Origin of the sequence: Streptomyces sp. NPDC087422 (assembly GCF_044744145.1) — a bacterium.
Taxonomy (GTDB): domain Bacteria; phylum Actinomycetota; class Actinomycetes; order Streptomycetales; family Streptomycetaceae; genus Actinacidiphila.
In genome coordinates this window covers 280,582-301,094 of sequence record NZ_JBIUXT010000009.1, presented here as the reverse complement: position 1 = coordinate 301,094, position 20,513 = coordinate 280,582, and the positions used below count along the sequence as shown (strand labels likewise).

16 protein-coding genes and 1 pseudogene are annotated in these 20,513 nt (G+C 72.0%); 7 read left to right on the top strand and 10 right to left on the bottom strand.

The window, feature by feature from the left end:
- Positions 1-112: 112 nt before the first annotated feature.
- The 3 genes from ACIO6U_RS27340 to thyX form a co-directional block, all read right to left on the bottom strand.
- Positions 113-1,798 carry a ribonuclease J gene (locus ACIO6U_RS27340; RefSeq protein ID WP_355349837.1) on the bottom strand — a complete coding sequence of 562 codons (1,686 nt, stop codon included), beginning with the start codon at positions 1,796-1,798 and terminating at the stop codon, positions 113-115.
- A 183-nt stretch (positions 1,799-1,981) separates the two neighbouring features.
- Positions 1,982-2,881 (bottom strand): 4-hydroxy-tetrahydrodipicolinate synthase, encoded by a 900-nt coding sequence (gene dapA / locus ACIO6U_RS27335; RefSeq protein WP_401306045.1) that lies wholly within the window; start codon positions 2,879-2,881, stop codon positions 1,982-1,984.
- Between the two features lie 188 nt (positions 2,882-3,069).
- A complete protein-coding gene (gene thyX / locus ACIO6U_RS27330) occupies positions 3,070-3,816 on the bottom strand; it encodes an FAD-dependent thymidylate synthase (RefSeq protein WP_355349831.1) in 747 nt (248 codons plus the stop codon).
- Between the two features lie 257 nt (positions 3,817-4,073).
- Between thyX and ACIO6U_RS27325 the strand changes: the two genes are divergently transcribed.
- Positions 4,074-4,619, top strand: coding sequence for a hypothetical protein (locus ACIO6U_RS27325; protein WP_355349828.1), 546 nt, complete (start codon positions 4,074-4,076; stop codon positions 4,617-4,619).
- Positions 4,620-4,709: 90 nt separating this feature from the next.
- Here the strand turns inward: ACIO6U_RS27325 and ACIO6U_RS27320 are convergent, their stop codons facing one another.
- The 5 genes from ACIO6U_RS27320 to rpsO form a co-directional block, all read right to left on the bottom strand.
- Positions 4,710-5,168 (bottom strand): hypothetical protein, encoded by a 459-nt coding sequence (locus ACIO6U_RS27320; RefSeq protein ID WP_355349825.1) that lies wholly within the window; start codon positions 5,166-5,168, stop codon positions 4,710-4,712.
- A gap of 32 nt (positions 5,169-5,200) precedes the next feature.
- On the bottom strand, positions 5,201-5,980 hold the full coding sequence (dapB, locus tag ACIO6U_RS27315) for a 4-hydroxy-tetrahydrodipicolinate reductase (RefSeq protein ID WP_401723086.1): 780 nt from the start codon (positions 5,978-5,980) through the stop codon (positions 5,201-5,203).
- 75 nt (positions 5,981-6,055) lie between these two features.
- On the bottom strand, positions 6,056-7,432 hold the full coding sequence (locus ACIO6U_RS27310) for a M16 family metallopeptidase (protein ID WP_401723083.1): 1,377 nt from the start codon (positions 7,430-7,432) through the stop codon (positions 6,056-6,058).
- On the bottom strand, positions 7,429-9,648 hold the full coding sequence (locus ACIO6U_RS27305; RefSeq protein WP_355349816.1) for a polyribonucleotide nucleotidyltransferase: 2,220 nt from the start codon (positions 9,646-9,648) through the stop codon (positions 7,429-7,431). Before ACIO6U_RS27305 ends, ACIO6U_RS27310 begins: the two co-directional genes overlap by 4 nt.
- Positions 9,649-9,994: 346 nt before the next feature.
- On the bottom strand, positions 9,995-10,282 hold the full coding sequence (gene rpsO / locus ACIO6U_RS27300; protein WP_033173003.1) for a 30S ribosomal protein S15: 288 nt from the start codon (positions 10,280-10,282) through the stop codon (positions 9,995-9,997).
- 411 nt (positions 10,283-10,693) lie between these two features.
- Between rpsO and ACIO6U_RS27295 the strand changes: the two are divergent.
- From ACIO6U_RS27295 to ACIO6U_RS27270, 6 genes and pseudogenes are all read left to right on the top strand, one after another.
- Positions 10,694-10,810 (top strand): annotated as a pseudogene (locus ACIO6U_RS27295) (SCO5717 family growth-regulating ATPase); the annotation flags it as partial.
- Between the two features lie 891 nt (positions 10,811-11,701).
- On the top strand, positions 11,702-14,440 hold the full coding sequence (locus ACIO6U_RS27290; protein ID WP_401723118.1) for an AAA family ATPase: 2,739 nt from the start codon (positions 11,702-11,704) through the stop codon (positions 14,438-14,440).
- A 257-nt stretch (positions 14,441-14,697) separates the two neighbouring features.
- Positions 14,698-15,633, top strand: a complete 936-nt coding sequence (locus ACIO6U_RS27285) for an ATP-binding cassette domain-containing protein (RefSeq protein ID WP_391161405.1) — start codon at positions 14,698-14,700, stop codon at positions 15,631-15,633.
- Positions 15,630-16,472 (top strand): ABC transporter permease subunit, encoded by an 843-nt coding sequence (locus tag ACIO6U_RS27280; RefSeq protein WP_391161407.1) that lies wholly within the window; start codon positions 15,630-15,632, stop codon positions 16,470-16,472. Before ACIO6U_RS27285 ends, ACIO6U_RS27280 begins: the two co-directional genes overlap by 4 nt.
- 21 nt (positions 16,473-16,493) lie before the next feature.
- The gene (locus tag ACIO6U_RS27275; protein WP_401723077.1) at positions 16,494-17,888 is read left to right on the top strand and encodes a sensor histidine kinase; all 1,395 of its coding nucleotides are present in this window, start codon (positions 16,494-16,496) and stop codon (positions 17,886-17,888) included.
- Between the two features lie 134 nt (positions 17,889-18,022).
- Entirely contained in the window at positions 18,023-18,643 is a 621-nt protein-coding gene (locus ACIO6U_RS27270; protein ID WP_401306562.1) for a response regulator, read from the top strand.
- A gap of 49 nt (positions 18,644-18,692) precedes the next feature.
- Here the strand turns inward: ACIO6U_RS27270 and ACIO6U_RS27265 are convergent, their stop codons facing one another.
- A complete protein-coding gene (locus tag ACIO6U_RS27265) occupies positions 18,693-19,253 on the bottom strand; it encodes a DinB family protein (protein WP_401306055.1) in 561 nt (186 codons plus the stop codon).
- A 57-nt stretch (positions 19,254-19,310) separates the two neighbouring features.
- On the bottom strand, positions 19,311-20,342 hold the full coding sequence (locus ACIO6U_RS27260) for a bifunctional riboflavin kinase/FAD synthetase (RefSeq protein WP_401723073.1): 1,032 nt from the start codon (positions 20,340-20,342) through the stop codon (positions 19,311-19,313).
- Between the last annotated feature and the right edge of the window lie 171 nt (positions 20,343-20,513).

Here is a 20,513-nt window from a genome sequence, read left to right as displayed (position 1 = left end):
CCGAGCACACACGTTTCCGCGGGTCTCGTCGAGGCGGTTGTGCCAACGTACTGGAGCGGGCCCCCGGATGCAAATCCGGGGGCCCGCTCCTGGTCCAGTGGTTGACGAGGCGTCAGACCTCAACCACCACAGGGAGGATCATCGGTCGCCGACGGTAGGTGTCGGAGACCCATTTGCCGACCGAGCGGCGGATGAGCTGCTGGATCTGGCGTGCTTCCATCACCCCGTCGGAGGCCGAACGGGACAGCCCCTCCTCGATCTTGGGGATGACGGCGGCGAATGCGTCGTCCTCGATACCCGAACCGCGGGCATGGATGTTCGGGCCGCCGACGATCTTGCCGGTGGTCGAGTCGACCACCACGAAGACCGAGACGATGCCTTCTTCCCCGAGGATGCGGCGGTCCTTCAGCGACGACTCCGTGATGTCGCCGACGGAGAGACCGTCGACGTACACGTAACCGGCCTGGACCTTGCCCGCGATTTTGGCGACGCCGTCGATGAGGTCGACGACCACGCCGTCCTCCGCGATGACGCAGCGGTTCTTGGGGATGCCGGTGAGCTGGCCGAGATCGGCGTTGGCGCGCAGGTGTCGCCATTCGCCGTGGATCGGCATCAGATTGCGCGGCTTGCAGATGTTGTAGAAATACAGCAGTTCGCCGGCCGAGGCGTGGCCGGAGACGTGGACCTTGGCGTTGCCCTTGTGGACAACGTTGGCACCCCATCGGGTGAGGCCGTTGATCACGCGGTAGACCGCGTTCTCGTTGCCCGGGATGAGGGAGGACGCGAGGATGACGGTGTCGCCCTCGACGATCCGGATCTGGTGGTCGCGGTTCGCCATCCGGGACAGGGCGGCCATCGGCTCGCCCTGGGAGCCGGTGCAGACGAGGACGACCTTCTCGTCGGGCAGGTCGTCGAGGACCTTGACGTCCACGACGAGACCGCTGGGCACCTTGAGGTAGCCCAGGTCTCGGGCGATGCCCATGTTCCTGACCATCGAGCGGCCGACGAAGGCCACCTTGCGGCCGCGTTCGTGCGCGGCGTCCAGGACCTGCTGGATGCGGTGGACGTGGCTGGCGAAGCTCGCCACGATGATCCGCTTGTCCGCCTTGGCGAAGGTCTGCCTGAGCACCTGCGAGATGTCCCGCTCGGGTGCGACGAAGCCGGGGACCTCGGCGTTGGTGGAGTCGGCGAGGAGCAGGTCGATGCCTTCCTCGCCGAGCCGCGCGAAGGTCGGCAGGTCGGTCAGGCGGCCGTCCAGCGGGAGCTGGTCCATCTTGAAGTCGCCCGTGACGACGACCATGCCCGCCGGAGTGCGGATGGCGACGGCCAGCGCGTCCGGGATGGAGTGGTTGACGGCGACGAATTCGCAGTCGAAGGGGCCGATGCGCTCGCGCTCGCCCTCCTTGACCTCCAGCACGTACGGCCGGATGCGGTGTTCCTGGAGCTTGGCCTCGATCAGGGCGAGGGTCAGCTTGGAGCCGATCAGCGGGATGTCGTCCTTCTCCCGCAGGAGGAAGGGGACGGCGCCGATGTGGTCCTCGTGGCCGTGGGTCAGGATCACGCCGACGACGTCGTCGAGGCGGTCCCTGATGGAGGTGAAGTCCGGCAGGATCAGGTCGACGCCGGGCTGCTCTTCCTCGGGGAAGAGCACTCCGCAGTCGACGATCAGCAGCTTGCCGCCGAATTCGAAGACCGTCATATTGCGGCCGATTTCTCCGAGGCCGCCGAGCGGGGTGATCCGGAGGCCGCCGTCGGGCAGGGTCCGCGGGGGGCCGAGTTCGGGGTGCGGATGGCTCAAAAGTCTCTCCCTACCACGCGCGCCGCCGGACCCTCCTGGGTCGCGGCGCGCGTGACATCGTGTTTTCCGTGCGTATGCGGCAGTGCGCATCGTCGGCTGTGCGGTCTTTCGGCTGTGCGGTTGTGCAGTCGTTCGGTTGTGCGGTTGTGCGTGTTCGGACCTATTAAGTTGTGAAGTCTGTGGTCAGAGGTCTACCCCGCCTGCGGCGAGATCCCTCCTGAGCTGTTCGGTGGCGGCCTGGTCCAGCTCCACGAGGGGGAGCCGGAGGGGACCGGCGGGCAGTCCGCGCAGCGCGAGGGCGGTCTTGGTGGTGATGACGCCCTGGGCGCGGAACATGCCGGTATAGACCGGCAGCAGTCGCTGGTGGATCTCGGCGGCCTTGGTGACGTCGCCGCTGGTGTACGCGTCGAGGAGCGCGCGCAGTTCGGCGGAGACCAGGTGGCCGACGACGGAGACGAAGCCGGCGGCGCCGATGGAGAGCAGCGGCAGATTGAGCATGTCGTCGCCCGAGTACCAGGCCAGGCCGCTGCGGGACATCGCCCAGCTCGCGGCGCCGAGGTCGCCCTTGGCGTCCTTGTTGGCGACGATCCGGGGGTGTTCGGCCAGCCGGACGATGGTCTCGGTGTCGATGGGGACGCCGCTGCGACCGGGGATGTCGTAGAGCATGACGGGCAGCCCGGTGGCGTCGGCGATGGCGGTGAAGTGCCGGTACAGGCCCTCCTGCGGGGGCTTGTTGTAGTACGGCGTCACCGCGAGCAGGGCGTGGGCGCCGGCGCTCTCCGCCTGGCGGGCCAGTTCCGCGCTGTGCCGGGTGTCGTTGGTGCCGGCTCCGGCGACGACGAAGGCGCGGTCTCCGACGGCTTCCACGACGGCCCGTACGAGCCGGGCTTTCTCCGTGTCGCTCGTGGTGGGCGACTCCCCGGTCGTGCCGTTGACGACGAGACCGTCGTTCCCGGCGTCCACGAGGTGGGCGGCGAGCCGTTGCGCGCCGTCGAGATCGAGGGCGCCGTCCGCGGTGAACGGCGTGACCATTGCGGTCAGGACCCGCCCGAAGGGGGCCGTGGGGGTGGAGGTCGGAGCCATGGGTCCACGCTACTCGGTGTGTGTACGGGCATGCAGCCTCGGGACCTGCGCAAAGGACTCCGGCGGTGCCTGCTCGGGGGTTCAAGCAACGCCGGAGTCCGTTTCAGCAGCCTAGATGAACTTCACGAATGCCTGCAATCTGAACACTTCGGACATTTGACTGCGGTCGCGCCGATCGGTTCCGGCCGTTACGGTGCCACCCGGCCGTTCGCGTTGAACGCCGCGTGTGTCAGCGGCATCAGACCCGCCCACGCGGCCTCCATCCGCTCCCCCACCATCTCGATCTCCCGCTGCGGGAACGACGGCGTGGCCGCCAGTTCGTGCTGCGTCCGCAGCCCCAGGAAGTGCATCAGCGAGCGCGCGTTGCACGTCGCGTACATCGACGAGAACAACCCGACCGGCAGCGTCGCCCGCGCCACTTCCCTGGCCACCCCGGCCGCCAGCATCTCCTGGTACGCCGCGTACGAATGCGCGTACGACTCCTCCATCGCCCCCCGCACCGCCTCGTGCTGCTCCGCGGTGCCGTGCACGAACTCGTACTTCCCCGGCCGCCCCTGCTGCACCAGCTTCCGCTCGGGCCCCGGCACGTAGAACACCGGCTGCAACTCGCGGTAACGCCCGGACTCCTCGTTGTACGACCAGCCGACGCGGTGGCGCATGAACTCGCGGAAGACGAAGATCGGGGCGCTGATGAAGAAGGTCATGGAGTTGTGCTCGAAGGGGCTGCCGTGGCGGTCGCGCATCAGGTAGTTGATCAGGCCCTTGGAGCGCTCGGGGTCCTTGGTCAGCTCTTCGAGGGACTGCTCTCCGGCGGTGGAGACCCGGGCCGCCCACAGGACGTCGCCGTCAGAGGCGCTGTGCTTGACGAGGTCGACGGTCACGTCGTCGCGGAACTGGACGGGGACGGTGGTCCCGGTGGTGGTCTCGGTCGGCACCCGAGGTCCTTCCTGCTTGGCGGCTGTGCGGTTGAGCTGGTGTGCGGTTGAGCTGGTGTGCGGTTGAGCCGGTGTGCGGTCGGGCGGCTGTTCTGCCGTGCGGCGCCAGCCTATTCGCTCCGTATGACAGCGTTCGTCGGGCGGGCCAGGGCCGATCGGACGACCCGAGGTAGCCGCGGCGCCGCACGGCGGCTAGCCTCACCCGTCATAGCCCGCTCGTGCCGGAAGCTGCCGGAGACCCGAAGAGGATTCCCCGCGTGTCCCTCCCCCACAATTCCACCACCGCCTTCGTCGATGAGTTCACGCCCGGACGTGCGCTGCCGCACGCCGACCAGGACCGCTGGATGCGGCCCTACCGTCCAGGACCGTGGCGGGTCGCGACCGCGGCGCTGCTGCTGGTCTTCGCCTCGTACCTGCTGTTCGCCGCGCTGATCATGGTCGCCGCGGGAAGCGGGCAGGGCGGCGTCACGTGCCTGCTCTCGGCGTTCGTGATCATCGCGGTCACCCTGCGGCTGCTGCGCGTGGGTGTGTGGGTGAGCGGGAAGGGCCTGCGCCAGGTGGAGTTCTTCTCCACCTCGACGGTGTCGTGGAGCCAGGTGGTCTCGGTGCGCACGGCGCAGCAGCCCGTGCGGGTGCTGGGGCTGCCGCGCAGTGTGCAGGGGCAGGCACTGGTGATCACCCGGCGCGGCGGCCGTCCGCTGCGGCCGATGCTGACCGACCACAACGCGGACTTCCTCGGCCGGGTCGAGGCGTTCGACCTCGCCGCCGACGCCATCGAGGGCTGGGCCGCCGAACTGCGCTGAGCCGCGCTCAGCTTCACCCTCCCGGGTGCACGGCCGGATGAATTCGACCGGGCACACCCGTATGAGGAGTCGCGCCCGGTCGCGGCCCGCCTAGACCCGCTCGCGCACCTCGCGCCCGTCGTGCAGCGCGATGGCCCGCTGCATCGCCTTGCGGGCCCGCGGGGTGTCGCGTGCGTCGAAGTACGCGACGGCGAGCCGGAACCAGTTGCGCCAGTCGTCCGGCGCGGCCTCCGTCTCGGCCTGCCGCTTGGCGAACACCGCGTCGGCCGAGTCGCGGTCGATCCGGCCGCTGGGCGTACGGACCAGTTCGTCCACGGGCAGGCCGCCCTCGGCCTCCAGTTCGCGGCCGAGCCGTCCGGCGTGGCGGGCGAACTGGGTGGTGTGCCAGAGGAACCAGGCGCCGATCAGCGGCAGGACGAGCACGGCGACGCCGAAGACGACGGTGACCGGGCGGCCGTCCGCGATGAGCAGCACCCCGCGGTCGCCGACCAGCACGAAGTAGAAGACCAGCACGACCGCGGACACGGCGTAGCTGAGTTTGGCGCGCATTTCGGTTCCGTCCTCCGGTTCGGTCCTCCGCGTCAGCCCTCGTCCGGTTGAAGCGCGCGGTGGTCGTCCGAGAGGAAGTGTTCCAGGCCGAAGGTGAGGCCGGGGACACCGGGCACGGTACGGGCCGCGAGCAGGATGCCCGGCATGAAGCTGCTGTGGTGCAGCGAGTCGTGCCGGATGGTGAGGGTCTCGCCGGTGTCGCCGAAGAGCACTTCCTGGTGCGCGAGCAGGCCGCGCAGCCGTACCGAGTGCACCGGGACGCCGTCGACGTCCGCGCCGCGGGCGCCGTCCAGGGCGTGGGTGGTGGGGTCCTCCTGCGGGGCGCGGCCCGCCTCCGCGCGGGCGGCGGCGATGAGCTGCGCGGTACGGGTGGCGGTGCCGCTGGGGGCGTCCGCCTTCCGGTTGTGGTGCAGCTCGATGACCTCGACGCTCTCGAACCAGCGGGCGGCCTGCTGGGCGAAGCGCATGGTGAGGACGGCGCCGATGGAGAAGTTCGGCGCGATGAGCACCCCGGTGGCGGGCGACGCGGCGAGCCGGCCGCGCAGGGTGTCGAGCCGCTGCGGGGTCCAGCCGGTGGTGCCGACCACGGCGTGGATGCCGTGGCCGACGCAGAACTCCAGATTGCCCATGACGGCGTCGGGGTGCGTCAGGTCGACGGCGACCTGCGTACCGGACTCGGTCAGTGTCTCCAGCCGGTCGTCGCGGTCGATCGCCGCGACGAGTTCGAGGTCGTCGGCCGCCTCGACCGCGCGTGCCGCCTCTGATCCGATCCGGCCCTTGGCGCCGATGACGGCCACACGGAGCTTGCTCATCGTTGTCCTGTCCTCGTCCTTCGCATCTCACATCGGTTGACGGCACGCGCGCCGCGGCTCCCGCGAGCCGGTCCGCTACGCGAGCGCCTCGCGCAGGCGCGCGCTCTGCTTCTCCTTGAGCGGCCCTATGACGGCCAGCGACGGCCGCTGGCCCAGTACATCGCGGGCCACCGCGCGTACGTCGTCCGGGGTCACCGTGGCGATCCGGCCGAGCAGGTCGTCGACGGACAACTGCTCGCCCCAGCACAGCTCGCTCTTGCCGAGCCGGTTCATCAGCGCGCCGGTGTCCTCGAGACCGAGCACCGTGGAGCCGGAGAGCTGGCCGATCGCGCGGCCGATCTCCTCGTCGGTCAGGCCGTGTTCCGCGACCTGGTGCAGCTCGTCCCGGCAGATCTTGAGCACTTCCGGCACCCGGCGCGGCTGGCAGCCCGCGTAGACGCCGAAGAGGCCGCAGTCCGCGAAGGACGAGGTGTAGGAGTACACCGAGTAGGCCAGGCCGCGCTTCTCGCGCACTTCCTGGAAGAGCCGGGAGCTCATGCCGCCGCCGAGCGCGGTGTTGAGCACGCTGAGCGCCCAGCGCCGGTCGTCGTTGCGCGACAGGCCGGGCATGCCGAGGACGACATGGGCCTGCTCGGTGCGCCGGTCGAGCAGTTCGAGGTGGCCCGCGGCGCGGAGCGTACGGCTGCCGGAGCGCGGCGCCATCGGGACGGCGTCCGGGTCGTGCAGGGCGCCCGCGTTCTCGAAGGCGCGGCGGACCTGGCGGACGACGGCCGCGTGGTCGACGTTGCCCGCGGCGGCGACGACGAGCCGCGTGGGGTCGTAGTGCCGCTTGTAGAAGCGGGCGACCTGGTCGCGGGTGAGCGCGTTGATGGTCTCGACGGTGCCGAGGACGGGGCGGCCGAGCGGGGTGTCGCCGAGCATCGCGGTGGTGAACAGGTCGTGCACCTGGTCGCCGGGGTCGTCCTCGGTCATCGCGATCTCCTCCAGGATGACGCCGCGCTCGGCGTCGATGTCCTCCTGGCGGATCAGTGACCCGGTGAGCATGTCGCAGACCACGTCGATGGCCAGCGGCAGATCGGTGTCGAGCACCCGCGCGTAGTAGCAGGTGTACTCCTTGGACGTGAAGGCGTTCATCTCGCCGCCGACCGCGTCCACGGCCGCGGAGATGTCCAGTGCGCTGCGGCGCTCCGTGCCCTTGAAGAGCAGGTGCTCCAGGTAGTGGGTGGCGCCGTTGAGCACCGGGGTCTCGTCGCGGGAGCCGACGGCCGCCCAGATGCCGAAGGTGGCGGAACGGACGGTGGGCAGCGTCTCGGTGACGACGCGCAGCCCGCCGGGCAGGACGCTGCGCCGTACGGTCCCGATGCCGTCGGTGCCCGGGAGGAGGGTCCGCGTGCGGACGGCCCGCCCCTTGGTGGAGGGGCGGGCCGTCACTGCGGTGGAGCGGGTCGTCACTTCTCCGACTCGTCCTTCGCGTCCTCGGCGTCGTCTTCGCCCTCGATGACCGGGATCAGCGAGAGCTTGCCGCGCTGGTCGATCTCGGCGATCTCGACCTGCACCTTGGCGCCCACACCGAGAACGTCCTCGACGTTCTCGACGCGCTTGCCGCCGGCGAGCTTACGGATCTGCGAGATGTGCAGCAGGCCGTCCTTGCCGGGCATCAGCGAGACGAACGCGCCGAAGGTGGTCGTCTTCACGACCGTGCCCAGGTAGCGCTCGCCGACCTCGGGCATCGTCGGGTTGGCGATCTGGTTGATCACCGCGCGGGCCGCCTCGGCCTGCGAGCCCTCGGTGGCGCCGATCAGCACGGTGCCGTCGTCCTCGATGGAGATGTCGGCGCCGGTGTCCTCCTGGATCTGGTTGATCATCTTGCCCTTGGGGCCGATGACCTCGCCGATCTTGTCCACGGGGATCTTGATGCTGATGATCCGCGGGGCGTTGGGGGACATCTCGTCCGGGACGTCGATGGCCTCGTTCATCACATCGAGGATGTGGAGGCGGGCGTCACGGGCCTGCTTCAGCGCGGCGGCCAGCACGGAGGCGGGGATGCCGTCGAGCTTGGTGTCGAGCTGGAGCGCGGTCACGAAGTTCTTCGTGCCGGCGACCTTGAAGTCCATGTCGCCGAACGCGTCCTCGGCGCCGAGGATGTCGGTGAGCGCCACGTAGTGCGTCTCGCCGTCGATCTCCTGCGAGATCAGGCCCATGGCGATACCGGCGACGGGGGCCTTGAGCGGCACACCGGCGTTCAGCAGCGACATGGTGGAGGCGCAGACCGAGCCCATCGACGTGGAGCCGTTGGAGCCGAGCGCCTCGGAGACCTGACGGATCGCGTAGGGGAACTCCTCGCGGGTCGGCAGGACCGGGATCAGGGCGCGCTCGGCGAGCGCGCCGTGGCCGATCTCGCGGCGCTTGGGCGAGCCCACGCGGCCGGTCTCGCCGACCGAGTACGGCGGGAAGTTGTAGTTGTGCATGTAGCGCTTGCGGGTCTCGGGCGCCAGGGTGTCGAGCTGCTGCTCCATGCGGAGCATGTTGAGGGTGGTGACGCCCAGGATCTGGGTCTCGCCACGCTCGAACAGCGCGGAGCCGTGCACGCGCGGGATGGCCTCGACCTCGGCGGCCAGCGTACGGATGTCCGTGACGCCGCGGCCGTCGATGCGGACCTTGTCCTTGATGACGCGCTGGCGGACCAGCTTCTTGGTCAGCGAGCGGTACGCGGCGGAGATCTCCTTCTCGCGGCCCTCGAACTGCGGGAGGAGCTTCTCGGCGGCCAGACCCTTGACGCGGTCCAGCTCGGCCTCACGGGCCTGCTTGCCGGGGATGGTGAGCGCCTGGGCCAGCTCGCCGGTGACGGCGGACTCCAGGGCCTCGAACACGTCCTCCTGGTAGTCCAGGAAGATCGGGAACTCGCCGGTGGGCTTGGCGGCCTTGGCGGCCAGCTCGGACTGCGCCTTGCAGAGCGTCCGGATGAACGGCTTGGCGGCTTCGAGGCCCGCGGCCACGATCTCCTCGGTCGGCGCCTCGGCGCCGCCCGCGACGAGCTGGATCGTCTTGGCGGTGGCCTCGGCCTCCACCATCATGATCGCGACGTCGCCGTCCTCGAGGGTGCGGCCCGCGACGACCATGTCGAAGACGGCGTCCTCGAGCTCGCTGTGGGTCGGGAACGCGACCCACTGGCCCTTGATGAGGGCGACGCGGACGCCGCCGATCGGGCCGGAGAAGGGCAGGCCCGCGAGCTGCGTGGAGCAGGAGGCGGCGTTGATCGCGACCACGTCGTACAGGTGGTCGGGGTTGAGCGCCATGACCGTGCAGACGACCTGGATCTCGTTGCGCAGGCCCTTGACGAAGGACGGGCGCAGCGGGCGGTCGATCAGCCGGCAGGTGAGGATCGCGTCCTCGGAGGGGCGGCCCTCGCGGCGGAAGAAGGAACCGGGGATCCGGCCGGCCGCGTACATGCGCTCCTCGACGTCCACCGTGAGGGGGAAGAAGTCGAAGTGCTCCTTGGGCTGCTTCGAGGCGCTGGTGGCCGACAGCACCATGGTGTCGTCGTCCAGGTAGGCCACGGCGGAGCCGGCGGCCTGACGGGCCAGGCGGCCCGTCTCGAAGCGGATGGTGCGGGTGCCGAACGTGCCGTTGTCGATAACGGCTTCGGCGTAGTGGGTCTCGTTCTCCACTATGGGGATTCTCCTCGTCCATGCCCGCAGGGCGTTTCCCTGGCAGGCCATCGGTGGAGGGGCGTCCTGTTACCGGTGCCGGTCTTCGATCGAAGCCTCCGGGGCGTGTGTCTTCCGGAGGCCACTACCGAGGACCGGCTGTTCGGCGATCAGGAGGACGCTCCTCCTCATACTTGATAACCATTGCACCAGACGACGGAGACATCACGCACTTCATGTGCGCGCTTCGTCGCTCGGCGCGTATATGGCCACTACGGCGATGCTTCGCCGTACACGGCGCGTATCGCGTATACGGCAAAGGGGGAGCGGCCCCGACTCGCGGGTACCGCTCCCCCTCCACGGCGTCTTAGCGAACGCCCGCGGCGCCGGCACGGATGCCGAGGCGCTCGCGGAGCTCACGGAAGCGCGTGATGTCCTTCTTGGCCAGGTACTGCAGCAGACGGCGGCGCTGGCCGACCAGGATCAGCAGACCACGACGCGAGTGGTGGTCGTGCTTGTGGGTCTTGAGGTGCTCGGTCAGGTCCGAGATACGGCGCGAGAGCAGAGCGACCTGGACCTCGGGGGAGCCCGTGTCGCCCTCCTTGGTACCGAACTCGGCGATGATCTGCTTCTTCGTCTCGACGTCGAGCGACATACGGACTCCTCAGGTATCAGTGGCCTCCGAGCGCCCCCGGTATTCATCGCGGGGGATGCTTCGTTGACTCGCGAGGCGCGGGATCACGGGGTGTGTACACACACGTGACCGTCACCCAGAGTACCAGCCCGCGGCGGTCCGCTTACCCGCGGGTCATCTCCGGGCGCGGGCGGGGACGCCGCCCGGCGCGTGAGGGTGGTGTGCGAGGGGCACTGACCCATGAGGGCGGGCCTGACATCGGAAGGCTACCGACGATTAGTCTTGCCCCTGACGGGGAGGGGGATCGGACATGGGATGCGTGGGTATGCGCGCAGCGGTGCGGTCCCGCGACGGTGTCCCGCGCCGACGAGCGGCTTTCTACGGGCCGGACTCGTCGCGGGGACACGGTGAAGCAGCAGACCAGGAGGCATTGTGAGCAGCGATCGGGACGACAGCCGCGTGGGCGGGGCCGGCCCTGTCGAGGACCGGGGCGACGCCGACTACACGGGTGAGTTCAGCCTGGGCGACGCGGCGCCCGCCTGGTACATGGGGGACGCGGGCGGCTCCGCGGACGCCGACGACGCCGATGAGGCGGCGGACAGCGGCTCGGATTCCGGCGCTGGCGCCGATTCCGGTTCCGTTCCTGTCACGGATTCGGGGTCCTTCACGGGCTCGGGTCCGCAGACGGGCGCGCGGTCGGACCGGCGCTCGGATACGGGTGCCGCCGGTTCCTCCCCTGCTTCTGTTCCCGGCTCCGAGCGGGGGGCGGGGCTGACGGGTGACGCGGCGGGTTCGTCGGAGTCGTCGGAGTCGTCGTGGTCCGCCGCCGCCGTGCCGTCGCTGCCCCTGCCCACGCCCGGTCCTTCGGCGTCGGCGGCCGAACCGTCCTGGTCGGCCGCGGCCGTACCGTCGATCCCGGTTCCGCGCGCCGCGTCGGCCGAGTCGGCGGGCGAGCCCGCGCGCGCGTCGGCGGGCGCGGACCGTTCGGACGGCTCGGACCGCTCGGACCGCTCGGAAGGTGCGGCGAAGCGGGAGCCCGAGTCCGCGCCTGCGGCGGAGGCCGCGGCCACGTCGGAGCCGGAGCCGGTACGGGCTTCCGCGTCGGGGTCCGGTACGCCCGGCGGTTCGGGATTCCCCGCTTTCGGGGGCCGCGAGGACGGCGCGCCCGACGCCACGGTGCGCTTCTCCGCCGCCGCGTTGCGGCGCGAGGTCGAGGAGCGCGAGGCCGGCAAGCGGAAGCCGCCGGAGCCGGCCGCCTCCTCTCCTACGTCCTCTTCTACGTCTTCTACGTCCTCGTCCGCCGCCGATGACGAGCCTGCGGAGGCCAAGGCCGCCGCGCCCGCGCCCGCTGCCCCTGCCGCTGCCGCTGCCGCGAAGCCGTCGGCACCGTCGGAGCCCGAGGCCGAGGAGGCCCCGGCCGCGCCTCGTGCCCCGGTCTGGGTGCCGCTGCCCGGCGCGGCGGACGCCCTCCCGTGGGCGCCCGGCGCACCGCGCGGCCCCGTACCGCCGCTCCCCCCGGACTTCGAGCGCGCGGAGCCCTCGTACCCCGCCCCGGACAGCTCCCCGGCCGCCCCGCGACAGGGGTACGGTTTCCCGCCCGCCGCCGACGCACCCGCCGCGCCCCTGCACCCCGGCGGCCCCAACCCGCCCGCACCCCAACAGGGCTACGGCTATCCCCCGGCGGCCAACGCTCCGGCGGCACCTCCGGCCGCCCCCTTGCACCCCGGCGGCCCCAACCCGCCCGCACCCCAACAGGGCTACGGCTTCCCCCCGGCAGCCGACGCCCCCGCCGCACCACCGGCAGCACCCCTGCACCCCGGCGGCCCCAACCCCCCTGCCCCGCAACAGGGTTACGGCTTCCCCCCGGCAGCCGACGCCCCCGCCGCACCACCGGCAGCACCCCTGCACCCCGGCGGCCCCAACCCGCCCGCACCCCAACAGGGCTACGGCTTCCCGCCCGCGGCGCCCGCCGGGCCCGCGCGGCAGGGGAATTCGGGTCCTGCGGCGGCGGCGCCGTTGCACAGCTTCCCGCCGCCGACCGGGCAGCCGGTGAACCTCCCGGCCCGTCAGGAGCCCCCGGCCGCCGCGCAGCCGGGTCCGGTCCAGCAGCCGGGCCAGCCCGTGCCGCCGACCGGCTACGCCCAGCCGCAGCCGCAGCCCCACCCTCAGTCTCAGCCTCAAGCGCAGCCGCCCGCGCCGGTCGCGGGGACGCCGGAGGCGCCGCAGGGCCAGGGGTACGGCTTCCCGCCGCCCGCGGCGCCGCACGCCCCGGTCCCGGCGCCCGCTCAGGTCCAGCCGCCGCAGGCACCGGAGCCGCAGGACGCGGTGCCCGAGCCGAACGACGCGGTGCCGCAGGACGCCCCGGAGCGGAATCTGCCCGCGCCGACCGGCTTCGGAGCGCCGCCGCAGGGCGGGCCGCAGCCGTACACGGCGGGCCCCGTACCGTCGGGACTGCCGCACGAGCCGGTGGCGCCGCAGCAGGGCGCGGGTCCCGCGCAGGGCAGCGGTTACGGTTTCCCGCAGCACGCGCAGCCGGGCCAGGACCAGGCGGCGCCGCTTCAGCCGCTGCCGCAGCAGGGCGGTTACGGCTTCCCGCAGCCGGGGCAGCCGCACCAGCCGCAGCAGCCCGCGCGGCCCGACCCGCAGGGTCAGCAGCAGGCCCCGCAGCCTCCGCCTCCGCAGCCGCAGCCGCAGGCACCGGCCGACCCGCGAATGGGCGGCTGGCCCACCGTCACGCCCGACCAGCGGCAGCCCACGACGCAGGGCGGCACGCCGCTCGGCTACACGGCGGCCGTGGAGCTGTCGTCGGACCGGCTGCTGCGCAATCCGCCGAAGGCGAAGCGCGCGGGCGCGAACGCGCAACCGTCGCGGTTCAAGATCGGCGGCAAGAAGGAGGAGGCGGAGCGGCAGCGGAAGCTGGAGCTGATCCGTACGCCGGTGCTGTCGTGCTACCGGATCGCGGTGATCAGCCTCAAGGGCGGCGTGGGCAAGACGACCACGACGACCGCGCTGGGCTCGACGCTGGCCTCCGAGCGGCAGGACAAGATCCTGGCGATCGACGCCAACCCGGACGCGGGCACCCTCGGCCGCCGGGTGCGGCGCGAGACGGGGGCGACGATCCGCGACCTCGTACAGGCGATCCCGTACCTCAACAGCTACATGGACATCCGCCGGTTCACCTCGCAGGCGACGTCGGGGCTCGAGATCATCGCGAACGACGTGGACCCGGCGGTCTCGACGGCGTTCAGCGACGAGGACTACCGGCGGGCGATAGACGTGCTGGGCCGCCAGTACCCGGTGATCCTCACGGACTCCGGCACCGGTCTGCTGTACAGCGCGATGCGCGGAGTCCTCGACCTGGCCGACCAGTTGATCATCGTGTCGACGCCGTCGGTGGACGGCGCGTCCAGCGCGAGCACCACGCTGGACTGGCTGTCGGCGCACGGGTACGCGGAGTTGGTGTCGCGGAGCATCACGGTCATCTCGGGGGTCAGGGAGACCGGCAAGATGATCAAGGTCGACGACATCGTGGCGCACTTCCAGACCCGCTGCCGCGGTGTCCAGGTGGTGCCCTTCGACGAACACCTCGCCGCGGGCGCGGAGGTCGACCTCGACATGATGCGGCCCAAGACCCGCGAGGCGTACTTCAACCTGTCGGCGATGGTCGCGGAGGACTTCACGCGGGCCCAGCAGGCGCAGGGCCTGTGGACGGCCGACGGGGTCAACCCGCCGCCGCACCAGGCGCCGCCGATGCCGGTCCAGGGCGGCGGCCAGGCCGGTCCCGGCTACGGCCCCTACGCCGCTCCGCAGGGCGGTTTCCCCGCGCCGCCACCGCCGCAGCAGGGCGGTTACCCTCCGCCGCCGCAGCCCCAGCAACCGCAGCAGGGCGGCTATCCGGCACCGCAGCACGGCGTTTACCCGGCGCCGGGTCAGGCGGGTCAGCCGGGACAGCCCGGCCAGCCCGGTGCGTACGGCGGTCCGCCGCAGGCTCCGCAGCCGTACCCGCCGGGCCAGCAGGCGGCGCCCGCGCCCTTCCAGCCGCAGTCGCCGCAGCCCCAGGCCCCGCAGCCGCAGCAGGGGTGGCCGCAGCAGCCCGCGCCGCCGCAGGATCCGCAGAACCCGCAGGCGCCGCAGCTCCCGCCGGGGTACGGCTACCCGCCGCCGCCCGCCCCGCAGTAGCCGGGGGCAGGCGGGCCCGCACGGGCGCACAGCGCGGACACAGGGGCCGCCACCACGCGTTGTCGCTGGTGGCGGCCCTTGTCGTCCCCGGCCGCAGCGGCGGCCGGGCGGCGCGTACAACAGTTGGTGTACGGGGCGTCCCCCCGGAGGCGCACGCGGGCGGGGCGGGAATCCGCCCGTGGACCGTCGCCGCGGCCTGCGCGGAGAACAAGGATGGAATCATCCCTTCCCGCTGACGCACCGCCGAGGACGATCCGATGATCGAAGCCCACGCCCTGACCAAACGGTACGGCGAGCGCACCGCCGTGTCCGACCTCAGTTTCACCGTCCGGCCCGGCGTGGTGACCGGATTCCTCGGCCCCAACGGCGCGGGGAAATCGACCACGATGCGGATGATCCTGGGCCTGGACGCGCCGACGTCGGGCGGTGTCACCGTCAACGGCAAGCAGTACGCGGAGCACCGCGCGCCGCTGCACGAGGTGGGCGCGATGCTGGAGGCACGCGCCATCCACACCGGCAGGAGCGCGTACAACCACCTGTTGTCGCTGGCCGCCACCACGGGGATTCCGCGCCGCCGGGTGGACGAGGTGATCGACATCGTGGGTCTGGGCGAGGTGGCCCGCAAGCGGGTCGGCGGTTTCTCGCTCGGCATGGGGCAGCGCCTCGGCATCGCGAGCGCGCTGCTGGGCGACCCGGCGACGCTGGTGCTGGACGAGCCGGTCAACGGCCTGGACCCGGAGGGCATCCTCTGGATCCGCAATCTCCTCAAGGACCAGGCGGCGGAGGGGCGTACGGTCCTGCTCTCCTCCCACCTGATGTCCGAAATGGCGCTGACCGCCGAGCACTTGATCGTCATCGGGCGGGGGCGGCTGATCGCCGACACGTCGGTGGCGGAATTCGTGCGGGCCGCGGCGGGGACGTCGGTGCGGGTGCGGACCGACGAGGCGGAGCGGCTGCGGAAGCTGCTGGCGGGCCCCGATGTGTCGGTGGCGTCGGTGGAGCGCGGTGTGCTGGAGGTGACCGGGCTCAGCAGCGACCGGATCGGCCGGATCGCGGCCGACCAGGGCGTCGCGCTGGCCGAACTGACGCCGCAGCAGGCGTCGTTGGAAGAGGCGTTCATGGAACTGACCAGGGACGCCGTGGAGTACCAGGCACCGGCGCCCGTGCGCGAGCGGGAAGGACAGGCGGCATGAGCACTGCCACCATCGACAAGGCGCCGGAGACTCCCGAGGCGCGGCGGACCGCGCCGCGCGGCGAGGTCACCCTCGCCCGCGTGCTGCACTCCGAGTGGATCAAGCTGCGGACGCTGCGGTCCACCTTCTACACGCTGATCGCGGGCATGGTCGCGCTGATCGGTTTCGGCGCGCTGTTCTGCGCGGTCACCGCGAACCGCTGGCCGCACATGTCGCCGCACGAGCGGGCCGACTTCGAGCCCGCGCTGACCAGTCTGCGCGGCTTCTTCCTCGCGCAGCTCGCGGTCGGTGTGCTCGGTGTCCTGATGATCACCGGTGAGTACGCGACCGGCATGATCAGGGCGTCGCTGTCCGCGGTGCCGCGGCGGCTGCCGGTACTGTGGGCGAAGGCCGGGCTGTACGCGGCGGTGACCTGGGTGGTGATGACGGCGGGCGCGCTGATCGCCTTCCTGGTCGGTCAGGCGCTGCTGTCCTCCCGGCACATCGGCACCTCGCTGAGCGACCCCGGCGTGACCCGGATGGTGCTGGGCGCGGGCCTGTACCTGACGGTCGTGGGGCTGCTGGGCGTCGCGATAGGCGCCCTGGTCCGCAACACGGCGGGCGGTATCGCCACCGTCTTCGGCCTGCTGCTCGTCCTGCCGGTGCTCGCCGAGGCGCTGCCCACCTCGTGGGCCGACCACATCAACAAGTACCTGCCGAGCAACGCGGGACAGTCGCTGATCTCGCTGCACCAGGACGCCACGAGCCTCGCGCCCTGGACGGGGTTCCTGGTGTTCTGTCTCTACGCGGCGGTGGCGCTCGCGGGCGCGGCGGTGCTGCTCAAGCGGCGCGACGCGTGACGACGGCGTGACGAGGACGCGATGACGTACCCGCTGCCGTCCACCGCGACGGCACAGGACCCGGCTGCCCAGGGGAACGCCCCGCGGCAGCCGGGACCGGCGTCCGCGGACACCGGCGCGCCGGTCCCCTTGAGCACTGGCCCCATGGGCACCGGCATGTCGCCCATGCGATCGGCTGCGACCGGACCGGCCCCCGCGTGGCGGGTGCTGGCCGGGCGGGCCCGGCGGCGGGTGGGACGGCGGCTGCCCCCGATGGTGGTGGACGGGCTGTTCGCCGCCACCCTCTACGTGGGTCTCAGCATGCTGGCGCGGGCGCCGCTGCGGGACGATCCGGTGCCGTTCCTGGCGCTGGGGGCGGGGCTCACGGCGCCGTTGGTGTGGCGGCGGCGGGCGCCGCTCGCGGTCTTCGCCTGCATCGCGGCGACGGCCTTCGTGCAGTGGCTGCTGGACTTCCAGGTCCCGGCCGACGTGGCGCTGCTGGTGGCGCTCTACACGGTGGCCGCGTACTGCGACCGGCGGCGGCTGATGATGGCCTTCGGCGTGCTGGAGGTCGGGGTCGTCCTGGCCACGGTGAGCTGGGCGATGCACGACCGGAGCGCGGGGACCTTCGTCTCGCTGTCGGCGATGGCCGTCGCGGCGGCGGTCTTCGGCGTGAACATGCGCAGCCGCCGGGACCGTCTGGCCTTCCTGGAGGACCGGGCGGTGCGGCTGGAGCGGGAGCGGGACCAGCGGGCGCAGTTGGCGGTGGCCGACGAACGGGCCAGGATCGCACGGGAGATGCACGACATCGTGACGCACAATCTGTCGGTGATGGTGGCGCTCGCGGACGGTGCGGTCTTCGCGCAGCAGCGCACCCCCGAGCGGGCGACGACCGCGATGCGGCAGGTGTCGGCGACCGGGCGGCAGGCGATCACGGACATGCGGCGCTTCCTGGGGGTGCTGCGGGCGGACGAGCCGGACGCGCTGCGGCATCCGATGCCGGGCATCGCGCAGCTCGAATCGCTGGTGGACCAGGTACGGGCGGCGGGGCTGCCGACGGTGCTGTCCGTGGCGGGCGATCCGGGCCCGGTGCCCGTGGCGGCGCAGCTCACCGTCTACCGGCTGGTCCAGGAGGCGTTGACGAACACGCTCAAGCACGCGCCCGCCGGGACCAGCGCGGAGGTGCGGATCGGCTGCGCCCCCGACGCGCTGACCGTGACCGTCACCGACGACGGCCCGGGCACACACCCCGCGGCGGCCGACACCGCGCACGGCGGCGCGACCGCCGAGGGTGCGGCGCCCCCGGCGGGGCACGGCATACCCGGCATGCGGGAGCGGGCGGCGGCGTACGGCGGTTCGCTGGTCGCGGGGCCGCTGCCCGGTGGCGGCTGGCGGGTCGCGGCGGTGCTCGTCCTCGGCGCCCCGGAGCCGATATGACCGGCGGGGCGGCGGAGCCCGCGCCCGGCGGGAGCGAAAACGAGGGGCGCGGAGCCGACGAGAGCGAGGCCGACGAGGACGGGGGCGGGCGGGTGATCAGGGTGCTGCTGGTGGACGACGAGCCGTTGCTGCGGATGGCGTTCACGATGGTGCTGGACGCGCAGTCCGACATGCGGCCGGTCGGCGAGGCGGGCGACGGCGCGGAGGCGGTACGGCTCACGGAGTCGCTGCGGCCCGACGTGGTGCTGATGGACGTCCGGATGCCCGGCACCGACGGCATCGAGGCCACCACGCGGATCGTACGGCGCTGCCCGGATTCCAAGGTGCTGATCCTGACCACCTTCGACCTGGACGAATACGCCTTCGCCGGGCTGAAGGCGGGCGCGTCCGGCTTCCTGCTGAAGAACGCGCTGCCCGAGGAACTGCTGGGCGCCATCCGCTCGGTGGCCGCGGGCGACGCGGTGGTGGCACCGCGCATCACGCGCCGCCTGCTGGAGAACTTCGCGCACCAGCTCCCCTCGGCGGCCGGTGGCTCCGAGGGCGACGGGCGGCTGAACCGGCTGACCGCCCGCGAGCGGGAGGTGCTGGTGGAGGTCGGCCGCGGCCTGTCGAACACGGAGATCGCGGGCACGCTGCACCTGGCGGAGGCGACGGTGAAGACCCATCTGAGCCGGATTCTGGTCAAGTTGGAGCTGCGCGACCGTGTGCAGGCCGTCGTCTTCGCCTACGAGACCCGGCTGATCCGCCCCACCTGAGGCCCGGGGCTCCCGCGCGCTCCCGCCCGAACGCTGTCAGGTGGCTGTCTCACAGGCCCGTCGCGCCGTCGATCCGCTCCCTGAGCAGGTCGGCGTGCCCGTTGTGCCGGGCGTATTCGGCGATGAGATTCACCAGGATGTAGCGCAGCGATATCTCCTTGCCGGTGACCAGCGAACGGCAGGTGGCGTCCAGCGAGGGCGCCTCGGCGACGATGGTCCTGGCCCGGTTGCGCTCGACCCGCCAGGCCGCGAAGGCCGCCTCCACGTCCCCGTCGAGCCGGTCGAAGCCTTGGTCGGGGTCCTCGTCCGAGTAGTTGAGCATCGGCAGGTCCTCGCCCGCGAAGTGCTGGCGTATCCACCACCGCTCGATGCCCGCGAGGTGCCGTACGAGGCCGTGCAGGCTCAGCCCGGACGGGGGTATCGCCCGGTCCGACAGCCGGGCCGCGGCCACGCCCCGGCACTTCAGCTCGAAGGTCGCGCGGTGCCAGTCGAGGAAGGCGGTCAGGATCTCCCGCTCGCTGCCCGTGGTGGGCAGCGGCGGCCGGTCGTCACCCTCCGCCGTCGGGGAGAGCTGGACGTTCGCGAAGAACGGTACGTACTGCTCGGACATGCGCCAAGTCTGGCAGCGACCACTGACAGAGCGGCTGTGGAACGGCCTGGCCCGAGGCTATTCGGCGGCGGGCGACGGCTCGGTCGGCGCGGACGTGGGCTCGGTCGCGGACGTGGGCGGGGGCGGGGGCGTGGCGGCGGCCGAGTCGGCGGCGTCCACCAGGTCCCTGGCCCGCTTCACGTCGTCGGCCATCCGCTCCAGCAGCGCGTCGATGGTGTCGAACTTCTCCATCCCGCGCAGATAGGCGAGGAAGTCCACCGCCACGTGCAGCCCGTACAGGTCGAGGCCGACGCGGTCGATCGCGTACGCCTCGACCGTGCGCGCGGTGCCGTCGAAGGTCGGGTTGGTGCCGACCGAGATCGCGGCGGGCATGGCCTCGCCGTCGACGTGCAGCCAGCCCGCGTAGACCCCGTCGGCGGGGATGGCGGTGTGCGGCAGGGTCTCGACGTTGGCGGTGGGGTAGCCCAGTTCGCGTCCGCGCTGCGCGCCCCGGACGACGACGCCCTCGACGCGGTGCGGGCGGCCCAGGATCTCGGCGGCGCCCTCGACGTCGCCCTCGCCGACCAGCCGCCGGGTCAGGGTGGAGGAGAACGGCTCGCCGCCGCCCGCCTCACCGCGCACGAAGAGGTCGACGACCTCCAGCTCGTAGTCGTACTTCAGCCCGAGCGCGGAGAGGAATTCGACGTCGCCCGCCGCCTTGTGCCCGAAGCGGAAGTTGGGGCCCTCGACCACGTGCTTGGCGTGCAGCCCCTCGACCAGCACGGTCTTGACGAATTCGCTCGGCGTCAGCTTCGAGAACTCGCTGGTGAAGGGGATGATCAGCAGCGCGTCCACGCCGAGGTCCGCGACCAGTTCGGCGCGCCGGTGGTGGGCGGACAGCAGCGGCGGGTGGCTGCCGGGCCGTACGACTTCGCTGGGGTGCGGGTCGAAGGTCACGACGACCGAGGGCAGCCCCAGTTCACGGGCGCGCTCCACGGCGCGGCCCATGATGAGCTGGTGACCGCGGTGGACGCCGTCGTACGAGCCGATGGTGACGACGCTGCGTCCCCAGTCACCGGGAACGTCGTCCAAGCCCCGCCAGCGCTGCACCTTGACGCTCCGCTTCTTCGCCGAATCACTGACCGTGTTGTCTTGTCCTGCGGGTCCAAGCCTGCCATGCCGCCGCGATGCCGTGCCCATCGGCACGGTCCGCGCGTACGGCGTCGGCCCTTCCCACCTGCGGCGCCCGTTCGAATGTGATGTGGACCGCGACATCCCGCC

Bases quoted from the DNA above. Each gene is read 5' to 3' on its own strand.
- ACIO6U_RS27275 (WP_401723077.1), top strand. From the start codon at position 16,494: ATGACGTACCCGCTGCCGTCCACCGCGACGGCACAGGACCCGGCTGCC.
- ACIO6U_RS27320 (WP_355349825.1), bottom strand. From the start codon at position 5,168: ATGCGCGCCAAACTCAGCTACGCCGTGTCCGCGGTCGTGCTGGTCTTC.
- ACIO6U_RS27265 (WP_401306055.1), bottom strand. From the start codon at position 19,253: ATGTCCGAGCAGTACGTACCGTTCTTCGCGAACGTCCAGCTCTCCCCG.
- dapA (WP_401306045.1), bottom strand. From the start codon at position 2,881: ATGGCTCCGACCTCCACCCCCACGGCCCCCTTCGGGCGGGTCCTGACC.
- ACIO6U_RS27270 (WP_401306562.1), top strand. From the start codon at position 18,023: ATGGCGTTCACGATGGTGCTGGACGCGCAGTCCGACATGCGGCCGGTC.
- rpsO (WP_033173003.1), bottom strand. From the start codon at position 10,282: ATGTCGCTCGACGTCGAGACGAAGAAGCAGATCATCGCCGAGTTCGGT.
- dapB (WP_401723086.1), bottom strand. From the start codon at position 5,980: ATGAGCAAGCTCCGTGTGGCCGTCATCGGCGCCAAGGGCCGGATCGGA.
- ACIO6U_RS27280 (WP_391161407.1), top strand. From the start codon at position 15,630: ATGAGCACTGCCACCATCGACAAGGCGCCGGAGACTCCCGAGGCGCGG.
- ACIO6U_RS27285 (WP_391161405.1), top strand. From the start codon at position 14,698: ATGATCGAAGCCCACGCCCTGACCAAACGGTACGGCGAGCGCACCGCC.